General features: G+C 57.3%; 15 protein-coding genes. 5 read left to right on the top strand and 10 right to left on the bottom strand.

Features of this window, described 5'->3' with window-relative positions; all coding sequences use genetic code 11:
* Positions 1-14: 14 nt before the first annotated feature.
* The 8 genes from ACQE3E_RS03955 to ACQE3E_RS03920 all read right to left on the bottom strand — a co-directional run bounded on the left by ACQE3E_RS03955 (position 15) and on the right by ACQE3E_RS03920 (position 8,541).
* A complete protein-coding gene (locus ACQE3E_RS03955) occupies positions 15-2,489 on the bottom strand; it encodes a two-component system response regulator (RefSeq protein ID WP_427501240.1) in 2,475 nt (824 codons plus the stop codon).
* 21 nt (positions 2,490-2,510) lie between these two features.
* Positions 2,511-4,280 carry a PAS domain S-box protein gene (locus ACQE3E_RS03950; protein ID WP_427501239.1) on the bottom strand — a complete coding sequence of 590 codons (1,770 nt, stop codon included), beginning with the start codon at positions 4,278-4,280 and terminating at the stop codon, positions 2,511-2,513.
* Positions 4,281-5,444: 1,164 nt separating this feature from the next.
* Positions 5,445-5,828 (bottom strand): hypothetical protein, encoded by a 384-nt coding sequence (locus ACQE3E_RS03945; RefSeq protein WP_313729006.1) that lies wholly within the window; start codon positions 5,826-5,828, stop codon positions 5,445-5,447.
* Entirely contained in the window at positions 5,786-6,079 is a 294-nt protein-coding gene (locus tag ACQE3E_RS03940) for an HNH endonuclease (RefSeq protein ID WP_427501238.1), read from the bottom strand. Before ACQE3E_RS03940 ends, ACQE3E_RS03945 begins: the two co-directional genes overlap by 43 nt.
* A gap of 163 nt (positions 6,080-6,242) precedes the next feature.
* Positions 6,243-6,548: a hypothetical protein gene (locus ACQE3E_RS03935; RefSeq protein WP_313729007.1), complete on the bottom strand. Its 306-nt coding sequence runs from the start codon at positions 6,546-6,548 to the stop codon at positions 6,243-6,245.
* Positions 6,549-6,648: 100 nt separating this feature from the next.
* On the bottom strand, positions 6,649-7,761 hold the full coding sequence (locus ACQE3E_RS03930) for a DUF2971 domain-containing protein (protein WP_313729008.1): 1,113 nt from the start codon (positions 7,759-7,761) through the stop codon (positions 6,649-6,651).
* A 79-nt stretch (positions 7,762-7,840) separates the two neighbouring features.
* Positions 7,841-8,197 (bottom strand): hypothetical protein, encoded by a 357-nt coding sequence (locus tag ACQE3E_RS03925; protein WP_064022071.1) that lies wholly within the window; start codon positions 8,195-8,197, stop codon positions 7,841-7,843.
* Between the two features lie 152 nt (positions 8,198-8,349).
* A complete protein-coding gene (locus tag ACQE3E_RS03920; RefSeq protein WP_313729011.1) occupies positions 8,350-8,541 on the bottom strand; it encodes a hypothetical protein in 192 nt (63 codons plus the stop codon).
* Between the two features lie 156 nt (positions 8,542-8,697).
* Here ACQE3E_RS03920 and ACQE3E_RS03915 point away from each other — a divergent pair, with 156 nt between their 5' ends.
* The 3 genes from ACQE3E_RS03915 (at position 8,698) to radA (ending at position 10,939) form a co-directional block, all read left to right on the top strand.
* A complete protein-coding gene (locus ACQE3E_RS03915; protein ID WP_427501237.1) occupies positions 8,698-8,913 on the top strand; it encodes a hypothetical protein in 216 nt (71 codons plus the stop codon).
* 208 nt (positions 8,914-9,121) lie between these two features.
* Positions 9,122-9,412: a hypothetical protein gene (locus ACQE3E_RS03910; RefSeq protein WP_427501236.1), complete on the top strand. Its 291-nt coding sequence runs from the start codon at positions 9,122-9,124 to the stop codon at positions 9,410-9,412.
* A 159-nt stretch (positions 9,413-9,571) separates the two neighbouring features.
* Positions 9,572-10,939 (top strand): DNA repair protein RadA, encoded by a 1,368-nt coding sequence (gene radA / locus ACQE3E_RS03905; protein WP_427501235.1) that lies wholly within the window; start codon positions 9,572-9,574, stop codon positions 10,937-10,939.
* Here radA and ACQE3E_RS03900 read toward each other — a convergent pair.
* Both ACQE3E_RS03900 and ACQE3E_RS03895 read right to left on the bottom strand, forming a co-directional pair.
* Positions 10,936-11,529: a hypothetical protein gene (locus tag ACQE3E_RS03900; RefSeq protein ID WP_427501234.1), complete on the bottom strand. Its 594-nt coding sequence runs from the start codon at positions 11,527-11,529 to the stop codon at positions 10,936-10,938. The two genes, radA and ACQE3E_RS03900, sit on opposite strands and share 4 nt — an antisense overlap.
* Complete coding sequence (locus ACQE3E_RS03895) at positions 11,529-12,356, bottom strand: leishmanolysin-related zinc metalloendopeptidase (RefSeq protein ID WP_427501233.1); 828 nt, start codon at positions 12,354-12,356, stop codon at positions 11,529-11,531. Before ACQE3E_RS03895 ends, ACQE3E_RS03900 begins: the two co-directional genes overlap by 1 nt.
* A 268-nt stretch (positions 12,357-12,624) precedes the next feature.
* Between ACQE3E_RS03895 and ACQE3E_RS03890 the strand changes: the two genes are divergently transcribed.
* Positions 12,625-13,551: a branched-chain amino acid transaminase gene (locus ACQE3E_RS03890; RefSeq protein WP_281022319.1), complete on the top strand. Its 927-nt coding sequence runs from the start codon at positions 12,625-12,627 to the stop codon at positions 13,549-13,551.
* A gap of 57 nt (positions 13,552-13,608) precedes the next feature.
* Complete coding sequence (waaF, locus tag ACQE3E_RS03885; RefSeq protein ID WP_409521101.1) at positions 13,609-14,565, top strand: lipopolysaccharide heptosyltransferase II; 957 nt, start codon at positions 13,609-13,611, stop codon at positions 14,563-14,565.
* Positions 14,566-14,568: the final 3 nt, after the last annotated feature.

The following is a 14,568-nucleotide window of genomic DNA, read 5'->3' as shown; positions in this document are numbered from 1 at the left end:
AACGACATTACGGCTTAAGGCAAGTGGCTCCTTAGCCCGGCGCCGATAAAGGCCTGCGAGAATTGTTCGGCGCTGACCGGCCGGCTGAACAGATAGCCTTGTAGCGAATCGCAGCCTTGCGCCGTTAAAAAGGCCAGTTGCTCGGCGGTCTCCACGCCCTCGACCACCACCGACAGCCTTAACTCGTGGGCCAGCGCGACGATCGCCCTGACCAGGGTTTTGCTGCTACCGTCTTCGGCCAGACCGATGACGAAGGAGCGATCGATTTTGACGCTCTGCACCGGAAACCGGTACAGATAGGTCAGATTGGAATAACCGGTACCGAAATCGTCTATGCTCAGCCGCACGCCCAAGGCCTGGAACTGGCGCAGTACCTGCAACGTGCTTTCCGGGTTTTGCATCACCGCCGACTCGGTGATTTCCAATTCCAGCGCGTTAGGATTCAGACCGGTTTCGCTCAGAATATCCCTCACCGTTTGAAACAAATTCGCTTCCAAAAACTGGCGCGCCGAGACATTGACCGCCACGCTGGCGAACGGTCCGCCGTTTTCGATCCAAGCCTTGGCCTGCAAACAGGCTTCGCGCAATACCCAAGCCCCGACTTGCACGATCAGCCCGGTTTCCTCGGCGACGGTAATAAAGCGGTCCGGATAAACCAATCCCCATTCCGGGTGCTGCCAACGTACCAAGGCTTCCGCGCCGGTCGCCAGACCGCTGACGCTGTCTATCTGCACTTGAAAGTGCAGGCGCAATTCCCGCTCGGCCAGCGCGCGCCGCAAGCCGCGTTCGACGGTCATCCGTTCCAGCGAGCGCTCCGTCATCGCCAGCGTATAAAATTGATAGTTGTTCTTGCCGCGCTCCTTGGCCAGATACATCGCGGTGTCGGCGTTCATCAGCAGGGTGTGGCTGTCTTTACCGTCGTCGGGAAACACGCTGATGCCGACGCTGGCGGTGACCACCAGATCGTTGCCTTCCAACGTAAACGGTTGAGTGAGGATATCGATGGTCTTCTGGGCGATGCGCGCCACGTCGTCGCTGTGAGTGATGTCGTTCAGCAATACGATAAATTCGTCGCCGCCCAAGCGGGCCAGTACGTCGTTGCCGCGCACGGTACTTTTCAAGCGATCGCTGGTCGCTTGCAGCAACAAGTCGCCCAAGCGGTGGCCCAAGGTGTCGTTAATCAATTTGAAGCGATCCAAATCCAGAAACATCAAAGCCAGCTTGCTGCCGTGCCGGCGCGCGGCCGACAGCGCTTGAGTGAGCCGGGCATGAAATTGATCGCGATTGAGCAGCCCGGTCAGCGGATCGTGATTGGCCAAGTAAATCAGTTGCTGTTCGGCGTATTTGCGGTTGCTGATATTCTGGACCTGCACGATGAAATATTGCGGCACGCCGTCCGGACCGCGCACCAGCGAAGCGCTCAACAGCGTCCAAACCCGCTTGCCGGCGGTTTTGTGCAAGCATTGCAATTCGATTTGAAAAGTGGGCCGTTCGTCGGCCAACAATTGATGCAAGCATTGATCGAGCAAAGGATGCTCGCCTTCCGGCAGCAACATCCGCAGACTGCCGCTCAACAACTCCGCCCGGCCGTAACCGAAGGTGTCGCACAACGCGTTGTTGACTTGCAGAAAAGCGCCGTCCAACGCCACCAAGGCCATGCCGATCGCGGCCATCTCGAACGAGCTGTGAAAGCGCTCTTCGCTTTCCCGCAGTAAATTTTCCATTTCCCGGCGGGCGGTGATGTCGCGAAACACCATCACCGCGCCGAACAAGGTGCCGTCGTCGTCGATGATGGGCGCGGCGCCGTCGTCCACCGGAAACTCGGTTCCCTGCGGATTGACCAGTATCGTGGCGCGCTCCAGCGCTGTGACCTCCAGACTTTTCAGGGTGCTTATAATCGGATTTTCAAGCACGCCCCGGTCCGCTTCGGAAACCAGTGTCATCAGCTCCTCGATTCGGCGCCCCTTGGCCTGCTCCAAACTTTGGCCGGTCGCGTCCTCCGCCACCGGGTTCATAAACCGGACCCTACTGTCGGTATCGGTGGCGATGACGGCATCGCTAATGCAGCGTAGGGTTTTACCGAACCACTGCTCGCTCTCCTTAAGTTTGCGTTCCAATTGGTGCTTGTACAAAGCCACTTCGATGGAAGCATGCAGTTCGTCCGGCCGGAACGGCTTGACCAAATAGCCGTAGGCGCCGGTGGCTTTCGCCCGCGCCAATGTCGCGGAATCGCTGTAAGCCGTCAGAAAAATCACCGGAATCCGCAACGATTCGACAATGGCTTGCGCGGCGCTAATGCCGTCCATCTCGCCCTTCAACACGATGTCCATCATCACCAAGTCCGGCTTATGCTGGTTGGCCAACGTGATGGCCTGGCCGCCGGAAAACGCGGTCGCCACCACCTGGTAACCGAAACCTTCCAACTGTCTGCGGATATCCATCGCGATGATGCCTTCGTCTTCGACAATCAGGATTTTGCTGGCTTGCATCGTCGCCCCCTCGTTATCGGGTTATTGCGGATTTTCCGGAAAACGCAGCGTGAACGCCGTGCCCGCGGTCCGGTTCAAGTCCATCCCGCCGAGCAATTGATGGGTCAAGGTATCCACCAATTGCAAGCCCAGCGAGCCGGTGTTTTTAAAGTCCAGCGCCTCGGGAAGACCGACGCCGTCGTCGGCGATCGTCAGGCAGTATTCGCCCAGCCGCAGGCTGAAAGCGATGCGAACTTGGCCGGCGCGATGGCCGGGAAACGCGTGCTTGAGCGCGTTGGACAGCAATTCGTTGATGATCAGGCCGCAGGGAATCGCGGTATCCACGCCGAGAAATACATTGTCGATGGCCATTTCGATCGCGATGTTGCCCGCATGCGCGCCGTAACCGAATAACAAGTGATCGACCAGGCTGCGAATGTATTCGTTGAAATCGATTTTCGCCAAGTCCTTCGATTGATACAGCTTCTCGTGCAGTAGCGCCATGGCCTTGATCCGATCGGCGCTTTGCTGGAGCAGGTCGGCGGTTTCCGCGTTGGTCACGCTGGCGGCTTGCAGATTGATCAGGCTGGAAACCACCTGCAGGTTGTTCTTGACCCGGTGGTAGACCTCCTTCAACAACACCTCTTTTTCGGTCAGCGCTTGGCGCAAGCGGTCGTGGGCGTTTTTGCGCTCGGTAATATCGACGATGGAGCTGAGGACGATGGTGCCGTTCTCGTCGTCGATCAGCCCCAGGCCGATTTCGACCGGAAATTCACTGCCATCCTTGCGCAAGCCGAACAAATCCCGGCCCTCGCCCATCGGCCGCGATACCGGATCGGCCAGATAGGCCTGGCGAGCGGCGACGTGTCCGCCGCGAAAGCGTTCCGGGACCAGTAGCTCGACCGGCTGCCCCAGCAACTCGGTGCGCGAGTAACCGAACGAGGTCTCGGTTTGCGCGTTGACCATCAAAATCGTGCCGGACTCGTTGACCATGACGATGGCATTAGGCGCGGATTCGACCGCCTGCCGAAATCGATGTTCCAGGCGTTTGCGGGCGGTGATGTCGACGATGGAACTCAACACCAGGGTTTCGTCGTGGCTGTCGATCAGGCCCAAGCCGATCTCGACCGGAAATTCGCTGCCATCCTTGCGCCGCCCGTATAAATCGCGGCCGGCGCCCATCGGCCGCGACACCGGATCGGCGAAGTAGGCGCGCCGGAAGTCGGCATGGCCGCCGCGAAACCGCTCGGGCACCAACATTTCCACGGCCCGGCCTATCAGTTCGGCGCGGGTGTATCCGAACGACAGTTCGGTCTGGGCGTTGACCATGACGATGCAACCGGATTCGTTGACCATCACGATCGCGTTCGGCGCCGCTTCCACCGCCTGCCGAAACCGGTTCTCCAGGTGTTGGTATTCGGAAATGTTTTCGTGGATGACGATGACCGCGCCCAAGGCCGGCTCGGCGAAACGCGCGACTCTTCCGGTAAACCACAGTTGGCCGGTGGCGGTACGAAACGCGTACTCCAACGAAAATTCCGGCCGCGAACCGTTCAACACCGCCAAGATGCCGTCGTAAAACGCCTGGCCGCCCCTGTCGTTGGTCAGGCCGGCGGCGAGCAGGTCCGGATAGTGTTGGCCGAGTCGCAGAGCCGGCTTGGCGTTGGCGTGCGCCTGATCGAACGCCAACCAGGCTTCGCTGACATGCACGACCTTGGCGTCGGCATCCAACACGCAATATTGCTTGGCCAATGCCGCCAACACGGCGGCCTGGAAAGGAGCGGCATTGTCCGGATGCGGTGTGGTCGACATCCCGGCCCCCTCTGATTGGTTGTAAGAGTCCCTAATCATAGATCATCGGTCTGATTCGAACACCTTAAATCCGCCGCGCTTGAAACCCGCCGATAGTGCTTAGTTGTCAGCGTTGTTCAAGACCATCATGCCCGCCGGGAAATGGGCATCCAGTGCCATGAAGGGTAGGCTTAAATCCATCTGTTGAGTCCGGATTCGCTCCGCTAGTTCTTATTTGTCAGCGTTGTTCAAAACCGTCATGCCCGCCGGGAAGCGGGCATCCAGTGCCGTGGATGGTAGGCTTAAATCCGTCCGTGGCGTCAGACTTCGCCCACCGACGTTCACAGCAAATTCAGGCCATCGCTCGGCCGGTACGCGCCGGCCGGCAAATTTTCGATATTAAAACGCCCCGATCGCATGGCCGCAGGCTTTTTTCAGCCTGCCGCCGGCTTCGCCCGCGCTTCCAACGGCCGCGGCCGCGTTTTAAAAGACGCCGACCACACATAAAAATCACCGGAAGGCACGCTCCAACGCTTCGAACGTACCGCCGCGACACCCGAACGTACCTTCGACACTCTCGGCCGTCCGTTCGGCGGTTACGAAGGTGCGGTCGAATCTCGATGGAACGCGGTCGGGACGATAGTCTGTACGGTGGAATGAGTTTTACGTGCGGTCGGCGGAAACGGCGGCGCGAACGCCGCGAATTTTGAGCGCATATCCTGCCCCGCAAGTGTGAATTCTCCCGGCGCATGCGCGGCCAAAACCCGTTGGCATCCGCATGCGCTGTTAAGCGCCGAGCAGCCCACCGATGTCGGAAGATCAATCGCTTGTTATCGAGCGAGAATCCGTCGAAATCGAACCGCCTCGCTTCGGAGGGTGTCGTAAAAGTCGAAACAGAACCCTCTCCTTGCGGGAGAGGGCAGGGTGAGGGGGATAAAATCAATGCCTTACCTAAAAAACGGATTCGATAGCCGCCTGACTGGCCCACAGGGTTAAAACCAGGGATAGTTTTAGGAGCGAAGGTTCGCGGTTGCCGGTCCATTGAACGCCGACACGTTGGGTTACGCTTCGCTAACCCAACCTACGCGCTAACCCAACCTACGCACTGTTCCAGTATGCTCTGCCGTTGCGGTCGAACAACAGCACCGACGTGTTGGGTTACGCTTCGATAACCCAACCTACGCACTAGGTAGGAACATAAAAGCCCCAGACACCATTGGAGAGTTCGCCCGCCGCAAACCGGACGACCTTGCTGGAAGTCTCGACTTCATAAACCCACGCTTGGTGGCGTTCGTGGAGATAACTCGGATGTGGAACCACGATAGGTTCTTGACCGACGCTTTGCCATTTGAATTTCCAGAGCTTGAGCCCAAGTATGGACACGCCGTCGCCTTCAACGCCGACATGCACGGGCTTCCAACCGGGAGTGAAAGTATCAAGCGGCATAACGTTGGACGTAACGGGCGCCGGAGTGCAGCGAAGGGAACCAAAATGCGCAGCATTTTGGCGTCCCGTTGACGGACTTGTTAGGTTCTTTTGAGGCGGCCAGCATTCTTCTTGAAGTTGCATTCATAGCACTCAGCCTGAATATTCGAGATGTCGTCAGTGCCGCCGTGATAGACCGCGTGCTTGTGCCCCTTTGTCCAGACGTTCTTGTAACGCGAGTCTGGCCTTGGGGGAATAGCTGACCATTCCCTGTCGCACTCGGCACATGTTGGCGATCTTGCAAGCAGAGCGCTCCATTCGCGTTTGGTATGGCTCCCTCCGTTTTCCTTGATCCTTTGGGCGCGTAGTTTGGCTCTTGCGTTTCTACAGTCCATACAGCGATTCCAACTGTTGAACCTCGATCCGCCGCATTTCGTGCAGATTGGCATATGACGAGTACCTAACGCCAGTGTAACGGGCCGGTTTGGAGCGCTAGCGGAAAACCGGTCACGTTGACGCAATCGTTATGCTCTGAAGCGACAGTTAGCATTAAAGCTGTCACAAAAAACCTCCACGAACCGCACGATCTCTGAGAGAGGACACCCATTCATTTTTTGGATTTTCAAGGCAATCAGCCATTGGCCAACTTGGCGCGGTCTCAATCAGATGAAGGAGTGACCACGCAAAACCGTAACAGCTGTCGGGCGGACCAAAAAGTGAAATAAGGTTTCTTGCTTCTTCATCCGACAACGGTTTCTCGATGGCTCGAAGCAAACCTTCTGCCTCGCGCAGATACTCCAACGAAGCCTCAGCCTCGGGTGGCAATGGTCCGAGATCAATGAGTTGCTGAATTTCGGGACGCATAATGTCTGAGCTCAGGGGCGCTGCGCAGCTTTATCGCGCAGCGTCCCCTGGAACGATGGGTTAGCCGGCGATGTATGGTCGGACGCTGACATTCTCAAGGCTATGTTCTGTAGGGCACTATTGATCGCTTAACTTCAACGTCAGAAAGCTGCTTTGTCGCAAGAAATTCTCGGATTCCACGTTCTAGCAGCATGTCACTGTCGGGACCAAGGATTACTTGACTAAGCTTCAGTGGCGGTTGATTGGAGAGTGTTGGAGCAAGCTCATTGGCGGCCGCATACGGCAAAAGTCTTGTGCGCGTAGTGCGGAAGTGTTTTGGCGTCGGGGCGATTTCAAATGCCTCAATGAGGCTGGGATACTCAATATAGGCAAGTCTGTATTCGTTTTCCACCAGGAAGGCTGGGTCTTTGAAGAAGGCAATCAGTTCGAGAAGGCGATCAACCTTGTGATATACGTCTGGAATTCTATCCAGACGACTCGCCTCCATATCAACGGCGTATGCTTGGCACAAGTGGTTTAGGTAGGTTGATACAAGACTACGCTGGCGCTCCCGATCGTATTCGACAGGGCCAAGATGAGCGCGATAGGCATGCAAGGACAAGTTGCGTGGCTCAAAGCCAACTGCAACCGGGCCATAGGAGCGCCATTGACTCAAGCTGTCACCATCAGCAGAAAATGAAGCAACGCAAATTCTGTGCGTACTTTGTTGGATGTCCTTTCCCCACGTCTGAAGTAGCCCAAGAACACCTTCGGCAGTCTCAGTTTTCGTTATTTCTTCAATAACGTCGAGAACCAACTCCGCACCGTGTGCCAGTTCTCTGGTGTCATTCAGGTATGCGTAATCACTGAGCCAAATAGTTCCGCTTTCGACTATACCCACGAAGCCATCGAGTGATGTGTAGTGGTAAATGAGATCTGGTGTCTTGGTTCGCACCAAGTGATTTCTTCTCGCTTCGTTCCAGAACGTCTTCGGTGCTGAGAACCAGTTTGGAAATCTATTGTTGTCCCAAGAGAAATAGGGTGTGCCAGATGTGGCGACCCACCTCCGGCGCGTGTAGATATCAGGTGGCTCGCCCTCCATGAGTGACAGCACCTGAAACTGATCTTCTTCGACCCCATTCCGGCATTCGGGCCATGGACACGGCAATGTGTCAATGATGCCGTGCTCGTGACATCTTTCGTCCGGGAAAATTGTGTGCGGTAACGTGTGCATCGTGAGTATCGCCGGCTAACGCCAGCGTAACGGGCCGGTTTGGAGCGTTAGCGGAAAACCGGTCACGTTGACGCAATCGTTAGGCATTTTTGTACTCCTTTACCAATTCAAAAAATCTAATAACAGATGACCTATGCTGCTCTTCTGTAACATTACACGAATATCCTTCCCATTTGATATTTGTTGGCGATAAACCTATTTCGATTGCTAGGATCATGTTTTGCCAACCAGCAGTAGATTCATAAAAGCCGAATTTCTTTGCAACCCAGTCATGAAACCCCTGAAAATTGCTCAGAAAATCTATTAGGGTTGTTTCATTCTCAACCGCAAAGGTATACCCATCCAAAAATGAACGAACATTAGATAACTTGCACTCTCCCGTATACATTGCAGTACGCGTGCTTATTAGTTCTATCAGTTCGTAAATATTTTTCATGCGTAATTTGGTGCCTAACGTAGAGCTAACCGGGCGCGGCCCGGAAAGCTGAAAAAACAAAACCGCATTATAACCGCGCTCCGGTTGAGCGCCATGTTAGGCCTGATGACATAAACTACACTGCAACGCAGACCAGAAAACTGAGCGATTACTTATCGGCTTTGCATGCGCTTATAATACCAAAGCTCAAATACTCCAGTTATGCCAAACAGCTCAAGCAGTTTGAACAAAACCTCAGCAGCTTTATCCCCATGTGGAATCCCATGTTCATTTAGTATAACGGTAAGCCCTATGAGCGCCCCAGCCCTCACTAAACCTATAAATAGTTTGTCTGATTCTTTCATAAATAAATTCGCTCCGGTATTGCCGTTCTACATTCCTATGACGCCTAACAAGGAATTAGATTGTTTCCGTATATCTGCCGAAAAATGACCTTTGCCACGATAACTTATTGATCTGCATGTGATCTTCCTTTCTGTATATCCTTCGGCGGAGAAATAATGACCGGTAACGGCCAGACTGTTGCCATTGAATCAGATCGAGCCATAGTCCGCAACGGCTCGATAGAAACAGATTTAAAAAGCCCGGCCATTAATTCTACTTTGTCAGATTTAAGCAACGCTGTCATGCCCGCCGGGATGCGGGCATCCAGTGCCTGGATGGCAAGCTTCGATCCGTCCGTGGGGTCTGGATTTCGGCTATCCCTGCCGAAATGACGAGCACTACCGAGAATCTGACAAGACAGAATTAATCACTCGTAAGCTCTGGTTCAGAGCCAATCGCTGCAGAGCCAAATCTGTGGTCAAGCCAGCGCGTTAAAGATAGGCCGCAGACGATGAGCTAAACCGGAAAGTTTCGCTATGCAACTCAGTCTAAGGCTCATAATATTGAACGAAATTTTGCGCCAACGAATCAGGAGCCGCCATGAGTATTGCCGTCACCGACATAGTGCCGTTTTCCGAAGCCCGGACCCAGTTATCCGCTTTGGCGAGCGAGGCGCAAACCGGTAAGGAAAAAAATGGCGAAGGCGCGGCGGCGTTGATCGGCGCGGAACGCTTGGATCGTTACCATCGCCTGGAACGGGCGCATATCCACTTATTGTTACTGCATGAAATCGAACGCGGATTGGCCGATGTAGCGGCGGGGTGCCACCAGGATGCCCGCGAAGCCTTGAAGCAAATCAAACAAGCTCGGGCAAATTCGGCATCCGTTTGAACCGCTCTGTAGGTTTTGCCGATCACTTTCTCGCCAATTTGCAAGACATCAACAGCAAATTGTACCGGCCGACGCATGTATCCGCTCGCTATTAAACACCACCAACAACTCGGCTATGACTTGGCTGGCTTGTGGCTAAATCGTTAAACCTTTATCGCTATGGCTAAAAAAACCAAATCCGCCTACGTCTGCACCGAGTGCGGCGCCGATTATCCGGGATGGTCCGGGCAATGCAATCAATGCGGGGCGTGGAACAGCATCAAGGAGGTGCAGTTGGGTAGTGGCAAGACCGCCCGCGATAAATCCGGTTACGCCGGGGCGCGCAGCGAGGTGCGTTTGCTGTCCGAGGTCAATCTGGCGCAGGCCGAGCGGATTTCCAGCGGCCTGGCCGAGTTCGACCGGGTGCTGGGCGGCGGCATCGTCACCGGTAGCGTGGTGTTGATCGGCGGCGCGCCGGGGGCCGGCAAGAGCACGATTTTGCTGCAGGCCATCGCCCATATCGCCCGGCATTTACCGGTGTTGTACGTGTCCGGCGAGGAATCGTTGCAGCAGATCGCCGAGCGCGCTCATCGCCTGCAATTGAACACGGCCGGCATCAAGATGCTGGCCGAAACCTCGGTGCAGCAGATTTGCCAAGTGCTGGACGAAGAACAGCCCAAGGTGGTCATCATCGATTCGATTCAGGTCATGTACACCGCCGATTCCGATTCCGCGCCGGGCTCGGTGTCGCAGGTGCGCGAATCGGCCAGCTACCTGACTCAATACGCCAAACGCAGCGGCGTGTCGTTTTTCATGGTCGGCCACGTGACCAAGGACCAGTCTCTGGCCGGGCCGATGACCTTGAGCCATATCGTCGATGCCCAGGTGGTGTTGTCGAGCACCGACGATTCGCGCTTTAGAGTGTTGCGCGCCGACAAGAACCGTTTCGGCAGCGTCGGCGAACTGGGTTTTTTCGCGATGGAAAGCAGCGGCTTGAAGGAAGTGAAAAACCCGTCGGCGATGTTTTTATCGCGCGCCGAAAAGCCGTCGCCGGGCAGCGTGGTGACGGTATTGTGGGAAGGCACCCGGCCGTTGCTGGTGGAAATTCAGGCCTTGGTCACCGAAAGCCAGTACGGCAATCCGCGCCGCTTGGCGGTGGGTTTGGATCAAAACCGGCTGGCGATGCTGTTGGCGGTGCTGTCGCGCCACGGCGGCATCTTCACCGGCAACGACGAGATTTACGCCAACGTGGTCGGCGGCATCAAGGTATCCGAAACCAGCACCGATCTGGCGATCCTGGTCGGGGTGGTATCCAGCCTAAGAGACCGCATCATTCCCTACGATACGGTGTTTTTCGGCGAGGTGGGCTTGAACGGCGAGATCCGTCCGGTCGCCAACGGCCATGCCCGGCTCAACGAGGCGGCCAAGCACGGCTTCAAAAAGGCGATTATTCCTAAGAGCAACAAACCCAAGGACCCGATCAAGAACCTGGAGATACACGCGGTCAGCAACATCCAGGAAGCGCTGGCGGTGTTGGCCGAGCTTTAACGCAGACTGTCCAGCATGTCGCGCAAGCGGTTTTGGATCGCCTGCAAGCGCTGTAACTCGGCGATCTCCGGAAATTGGCGGGCGGCGGCATCGACCGCGTAAAATTCGACGCTGTGCCGGTGTTCCGGTAACGCCAGCTCGATGCGCGTGGTTGGCGCGTCGGCGATATTGAATAAACGCCCGTCGGCGGCCCGCAAGGCCCGTATCCGTTCGGCGATCGAGGCGGCGGCAAGATCGGGCAAGCGCTGGTCGGCCAGCAGATACGTCAACAAGGCTCGCAGTTCGGCCGGCGCCAGTTGGCGGCTGCGATCCGCGCCGTCGCCGAACCAGGCGGCGGACCCGGTCAAGCGGCCGCCGGCCGTCAACGTCAGTAACGGCGAGTCGGCCGGCCGGGACTGCATTCCGCCGGCCATATCGAAACGCAATATCACCGCGTCGGCGTCGGCCGGCAAGCCGTATCCGCCGGCGCCGGCCGGCCCCGACAGCGCCAGACCCAATACCAGCCAGACCCGCGCCGGAAACGCCCGCCACCATCGGCGGGCCGAGCAGCCGGATGCGCGCCGATGCCGACCGCTACCCGCGCCCGCCATCAAGCCGACCGGCGTCGGCCGGGCAATCCGACGAATCCCAGCAGCGCGCCCGCGAACATCCATAGCGAAGCCGGCAGCGGCACCGGCGCGACCACGGAATAACCCAGGTCGCGGAACGACTGTATCGTGGTATTACTCAAAAAGGCAGGCGCATTCAGCCAGCCGGTCATCAGTTCGTAACGCATGTCGTGGCCTTCGGTATCGACGATGCCGGTATTGGCGGCACCTTTGTCGACCTCGTTCCAATGGCCGTCGGCGGTACCGCTGCCGCCGCCCTGTTCCACCGGCACGTAAGTCGCGCCGGCTTGACCGAATTCGCTACGGTAGGCCGCGACACCGTATTCGCCGGTGTACTGGCCGCTGCCGCTGGTATATAAGCCATTGGCTTCCCACAAGGTACCAAAGCCCAGCACGTGAGCCATTTCGTGCTCGATCACCGATAAGAACGTGCCGTTGCTGATCATATTGGCGATGTCGGCGGTATCGAATTTCATGTCGCCGAGCCGGGTAAGCGAGTAGCCGCCGGTGTTGTAACGACTGCTTTGCCAGGTCTGGGTAGGTCCGGCCGAGCCGAGGGTTCCGCCGCTACCGTCGATGGCCGCCGCCGAGGCGCTGATCGTGACGCCGTTGATGCGTTGATCAGTTACCGCGCTACCGTAGCCGGTGATAATGGATTCCCAAAAACCGGCGGCGTCTTGGAAATAGCTTTCCTGTTCGCTGGTCAAGCCGCTAAAGTTCAAATTGATCTGAAACGATGCGGCGTCGGCCTGACCGACCGCCAGCATCAAACCGGCGGCAACTCCGGCCCATTTCCTTTCACTGCACATGCTTCCTCCTGATGGTTAAAGTCGATCGCAAACGCCGCCCCCTGAATATCCGCTACGGAGCGACCGTGGCTGAATTTTAACCGGCAAGGCGCGTAAAACCATGCCTGGAAAGGTAAATTTTGGTAAACGCGGCGCTGGAGAATGGCCCGGTTGGCGAAAACCGCCCGGCGTGCCCGACCAGTGCCGCGATTGTCGGGTTTATAGTACAATTTGCGCCCGATTCTCGCCGTAGCGGCGCGCTAACTCAACAACACAGCAGGTTCAGACGATGACAACGATGGATGACAGAGACGGTTGGATATGGCTAGACGGCCAATGGGTCGCTTGGCGCGATGCGAAAGTGCATGTACTGACTCATACCCTGCATTACGGCTGCGGCGTGTTCGAAGGCCTGCGCGCTTACAAAACCGACGCCGGCACCGCGATTTTCAAACTGGCCGAGCATACCGACCGTCTGTACCGTTCCGCGCATATCATGAACATGAAAATGCCGTATTCGAAGGACGAGATCAATCAGGCCCACAAGGACGCGGTCGCCAAAAATAATCTGGACAGCGCCTACATCCGCAGCATGGTGTTTTTCGGCTCCGAAGGCATGGGCTTGCGCGCCGACAATCTGAAAGTTCATGTGATGATCGCGGCCTGGACTTGGGGCGCCTACCTGGGCGCGGAAAACATGGAAAAAGGCATCCGCATCCGCACGTCGTCCTATACCCGCAATCACGTCAACAGCACCATGTGCAAGGCCAAGGCCAACGGCAATTACATTAATTCCATCCTGGCCTTGCAGGAAGCGCTGTCCACCGGTTACGACGAAGCGCTGTTGCTGGACCACGAAGGCTTCTGCGCCGAAGGCAGCGGCGAAAACCTGTTCATCGTCCGCAACGGCAAGCTGTACACCCCGGAAACCACCTCGGCGTTGGAAGGTATCACCCGCGACACCTTGATCACCATCGCTCGCGAGCAAGGCTACGAAGTCATCGAAAAACGCATTACCCGCGACGAAGTTTACGTGGCCGACGAAGCCTTCTTTACCGGCTCCGCCGCCGAAGTCACGCCGATCCGCCAGTACGACAACCGCGACATCGGTTCCGGCAGCCGGGGACCTGTCACCGAAAAACTGCAAGCCTTGTACTTCGATTACGTTCACGGCCGCCGCGCCGACCGCAAGGAGTGGTTGAGCTTGGTGTCCTAAGCCGACGTGCCTTCCCCGCATCGCATCCTGGTCGTCGGCCCGTCCTGGGTCGGCGACATGGTGATGGCGCAAAGCCTGTTCATCGCCCTCCAGCAACAACACCCCGAGTGTCACATCGACGTCCTGGCGCCGGCCTGGTCGCTGCCTCTGTTGGCGCGGATGCCGGAAGTGCGCGACGGCATCGCGATGCCGTTGGGGCACGGCGAGTTCGGGCTGAGCGCGCGTTTTAGACTGGGCCGGTCAATTCGCGGGCGTTATGACCGGGCCATCGTCCTGCCTAACTCGTGGAAGTCGGCTTTTATACCGTTTTTCGCCGGTATTCCCCAACGCACCGGCTATCTCGGCGAACTGCGCTGGGGCTTGCTGAACGACGCTCGCCGGCTGAATGAGCGCCGCTTGACGATGACGGTGCAACGCTTCGTCGCGCTGGGCCTGCCGGCCGACGCCGAACAACCGCCGGCCTATGCGTTTCCGAAATTGGCGATAACCGCCGAACAACGGCAACGTGTCGCGGACCGATTTGGAATCGCGGCCGACACTAAAATCTTGGCACTCTGCCCCGGTGCCGAATACGGTCCGGCCAAACGCTGGCCGGCCGAGCATTTCGCCGCCGTCGCCAAGGCCAAACACGCGGAGGGTTGGCAGGTATGGCTGTTCGGATCGGATAAGGACCGCGAAGTGGCTAACGCCATCAACGATCTGACCGGCAGGGTTTGCCGCAATTTCGCCGGTGCAACCGCGCTGGCCGAAGCGGTCGATTTACTGTCGCTGGCCAATGCGGTCGTCAGCAACGACTCGGGCTTGATGCACGTCGTCGCCGCCCTGAACAAGCCGGTCGTCGCGCTGTACGGCTCGTCCGATCCGGGATTCACGCCGCCTTTACACCCCAACGCGCGAATTCTGACCCTGGGCCTGGATTGCTCGCCGTGTTTCCAGCGCGACTGCCCACTCGGTCACACCCGCTGTCTGGCCGACATCGCGCCGGAGCGAGTATTGGCGCTACTCGCCCCCTGAGCG

The organism is Methylomonas sp. MED-D (assembly GCF_050276835.1).
Taxonomy (GTDB): Bacteria; Pseudomonadota; Gammaproteobacteria; order Methylococcales; family Methylomonadaceae; genus Methylomonas; species Methylomonas koyamae_A.
This window is presented reverse-complemented; position numbering and strand designations above follow the sequence as displayed.

Excerpts from the sequence above, each read along its gene's own strand:
- ACQE3E_RS03955 (WP_427501240.1), bottom strand. The coding sequence starts at position 2,489 with ATGCAAGCCAGCAAAATCCTGATTGTCGAAGACGAAGGCATCATCGCG.
- ACQE3E_RS03950 (WP_427501239.1), bottom strand. The coding sequence starts at position 4,280 with ATGTCGACCACACCGCATCCGGACAATGCCGCTCCTTTCCAGGCCGCC.
- ACQE3E_RS03945 (WP_313729006.1), bottom strand. The coding sequence starts at position 5,828 with ATGCAACTTCAAGAAGAATGCTGGCCGCCTCAAAAGAACCTAACAAGT.
- ACQE3E_RS03940 (WP_427501238.1), bottom strand. The coding sequence starts at position 6,079 with ATGGACTGTAGAAACGCAAGAGCCAAACTACGCGCCCAAAGGATCAAG.
- ACQE3E_RS03935 (WP_313729007.1), bottom strand. The coding sequence starts at position 6,548 with ATGCGTCCCGAAATTCAGCAACTCATTGATCTCGGACCATTGCCACCC.
- ACQE3E_RS03930 (WP_313729008.1), bottom strand. The coding sequence starts at position 7,761 with ATGCACACGTTACCGCACACAATTTTCCCGGACGAAAGATGTCACGAG.
- ACQE3E_RS03925 (WP_064022071.1), bottom strand. The coding sequence starts at position 8,197 with ATGAAAAATATTTACGAACTGATAGAACTAATAAGCACGCGTACTGCA.
- ACQE3E_RS03920 (WP_313729011.1), bottom strand. The coding sequence starts at position 8,541 with ATGAAAGAATCAGACAAACTATTTATAGGTTTAGTGAGGGCTGGGGCG.
- ACQE3E_RS03915 (WP_427501237.1), top strand. The coding sequence starts at position 8,698 with ATGACCGGTAACGGCCAGACTGTTGCCATTGAATCAGATCGAGCCATA.
- ACQE3E_RS03910 (WP_427501236.1), top strand. The coding sequence starts at position 9,122 with ATGAGTATTGCCGTCACCGACATAGTGCCGTTTTCCGAAGCCCGGACC.
- radA (WP_427501235.1), top strand. The coding sequence starts at position 9,572 with ATGGCTAAAAAAACCAAATCCGCCTACGTCTGCACCGAGTGCGGCGCC.
- ACQE3E_RS03900 (WP_427501234.1), bottom strand. The coding sequence starts at position 11,529 with ATGGCGGGCGCGGGTAGCGGTCGGCATCGGCGCGCATCCGGCTGCTCG.
- ACQE3E_RS03895 (WP_427501233.1), bottom strand. The coding sequence starts at position 12,356 with ATGTGCAGTGAAAGGAAATGGGCCGGAGTTGCCGCCGGTTTGATGCTG.
- ACQE3E_RS03890 (WP_281022319.1), top strand. The coding sequence starts at position 12,625 with ATGACAACGATGGATGACAGAGACGGTTGGATATGGCTAGACGGCCAA.
- waaF (WP_409521101.1), top strand. The coding sequence starts at position 13,609 with ATGGTGATGGCGCAAAGCCTGTTCATCGCCCTCCAGCAACAACACCCC.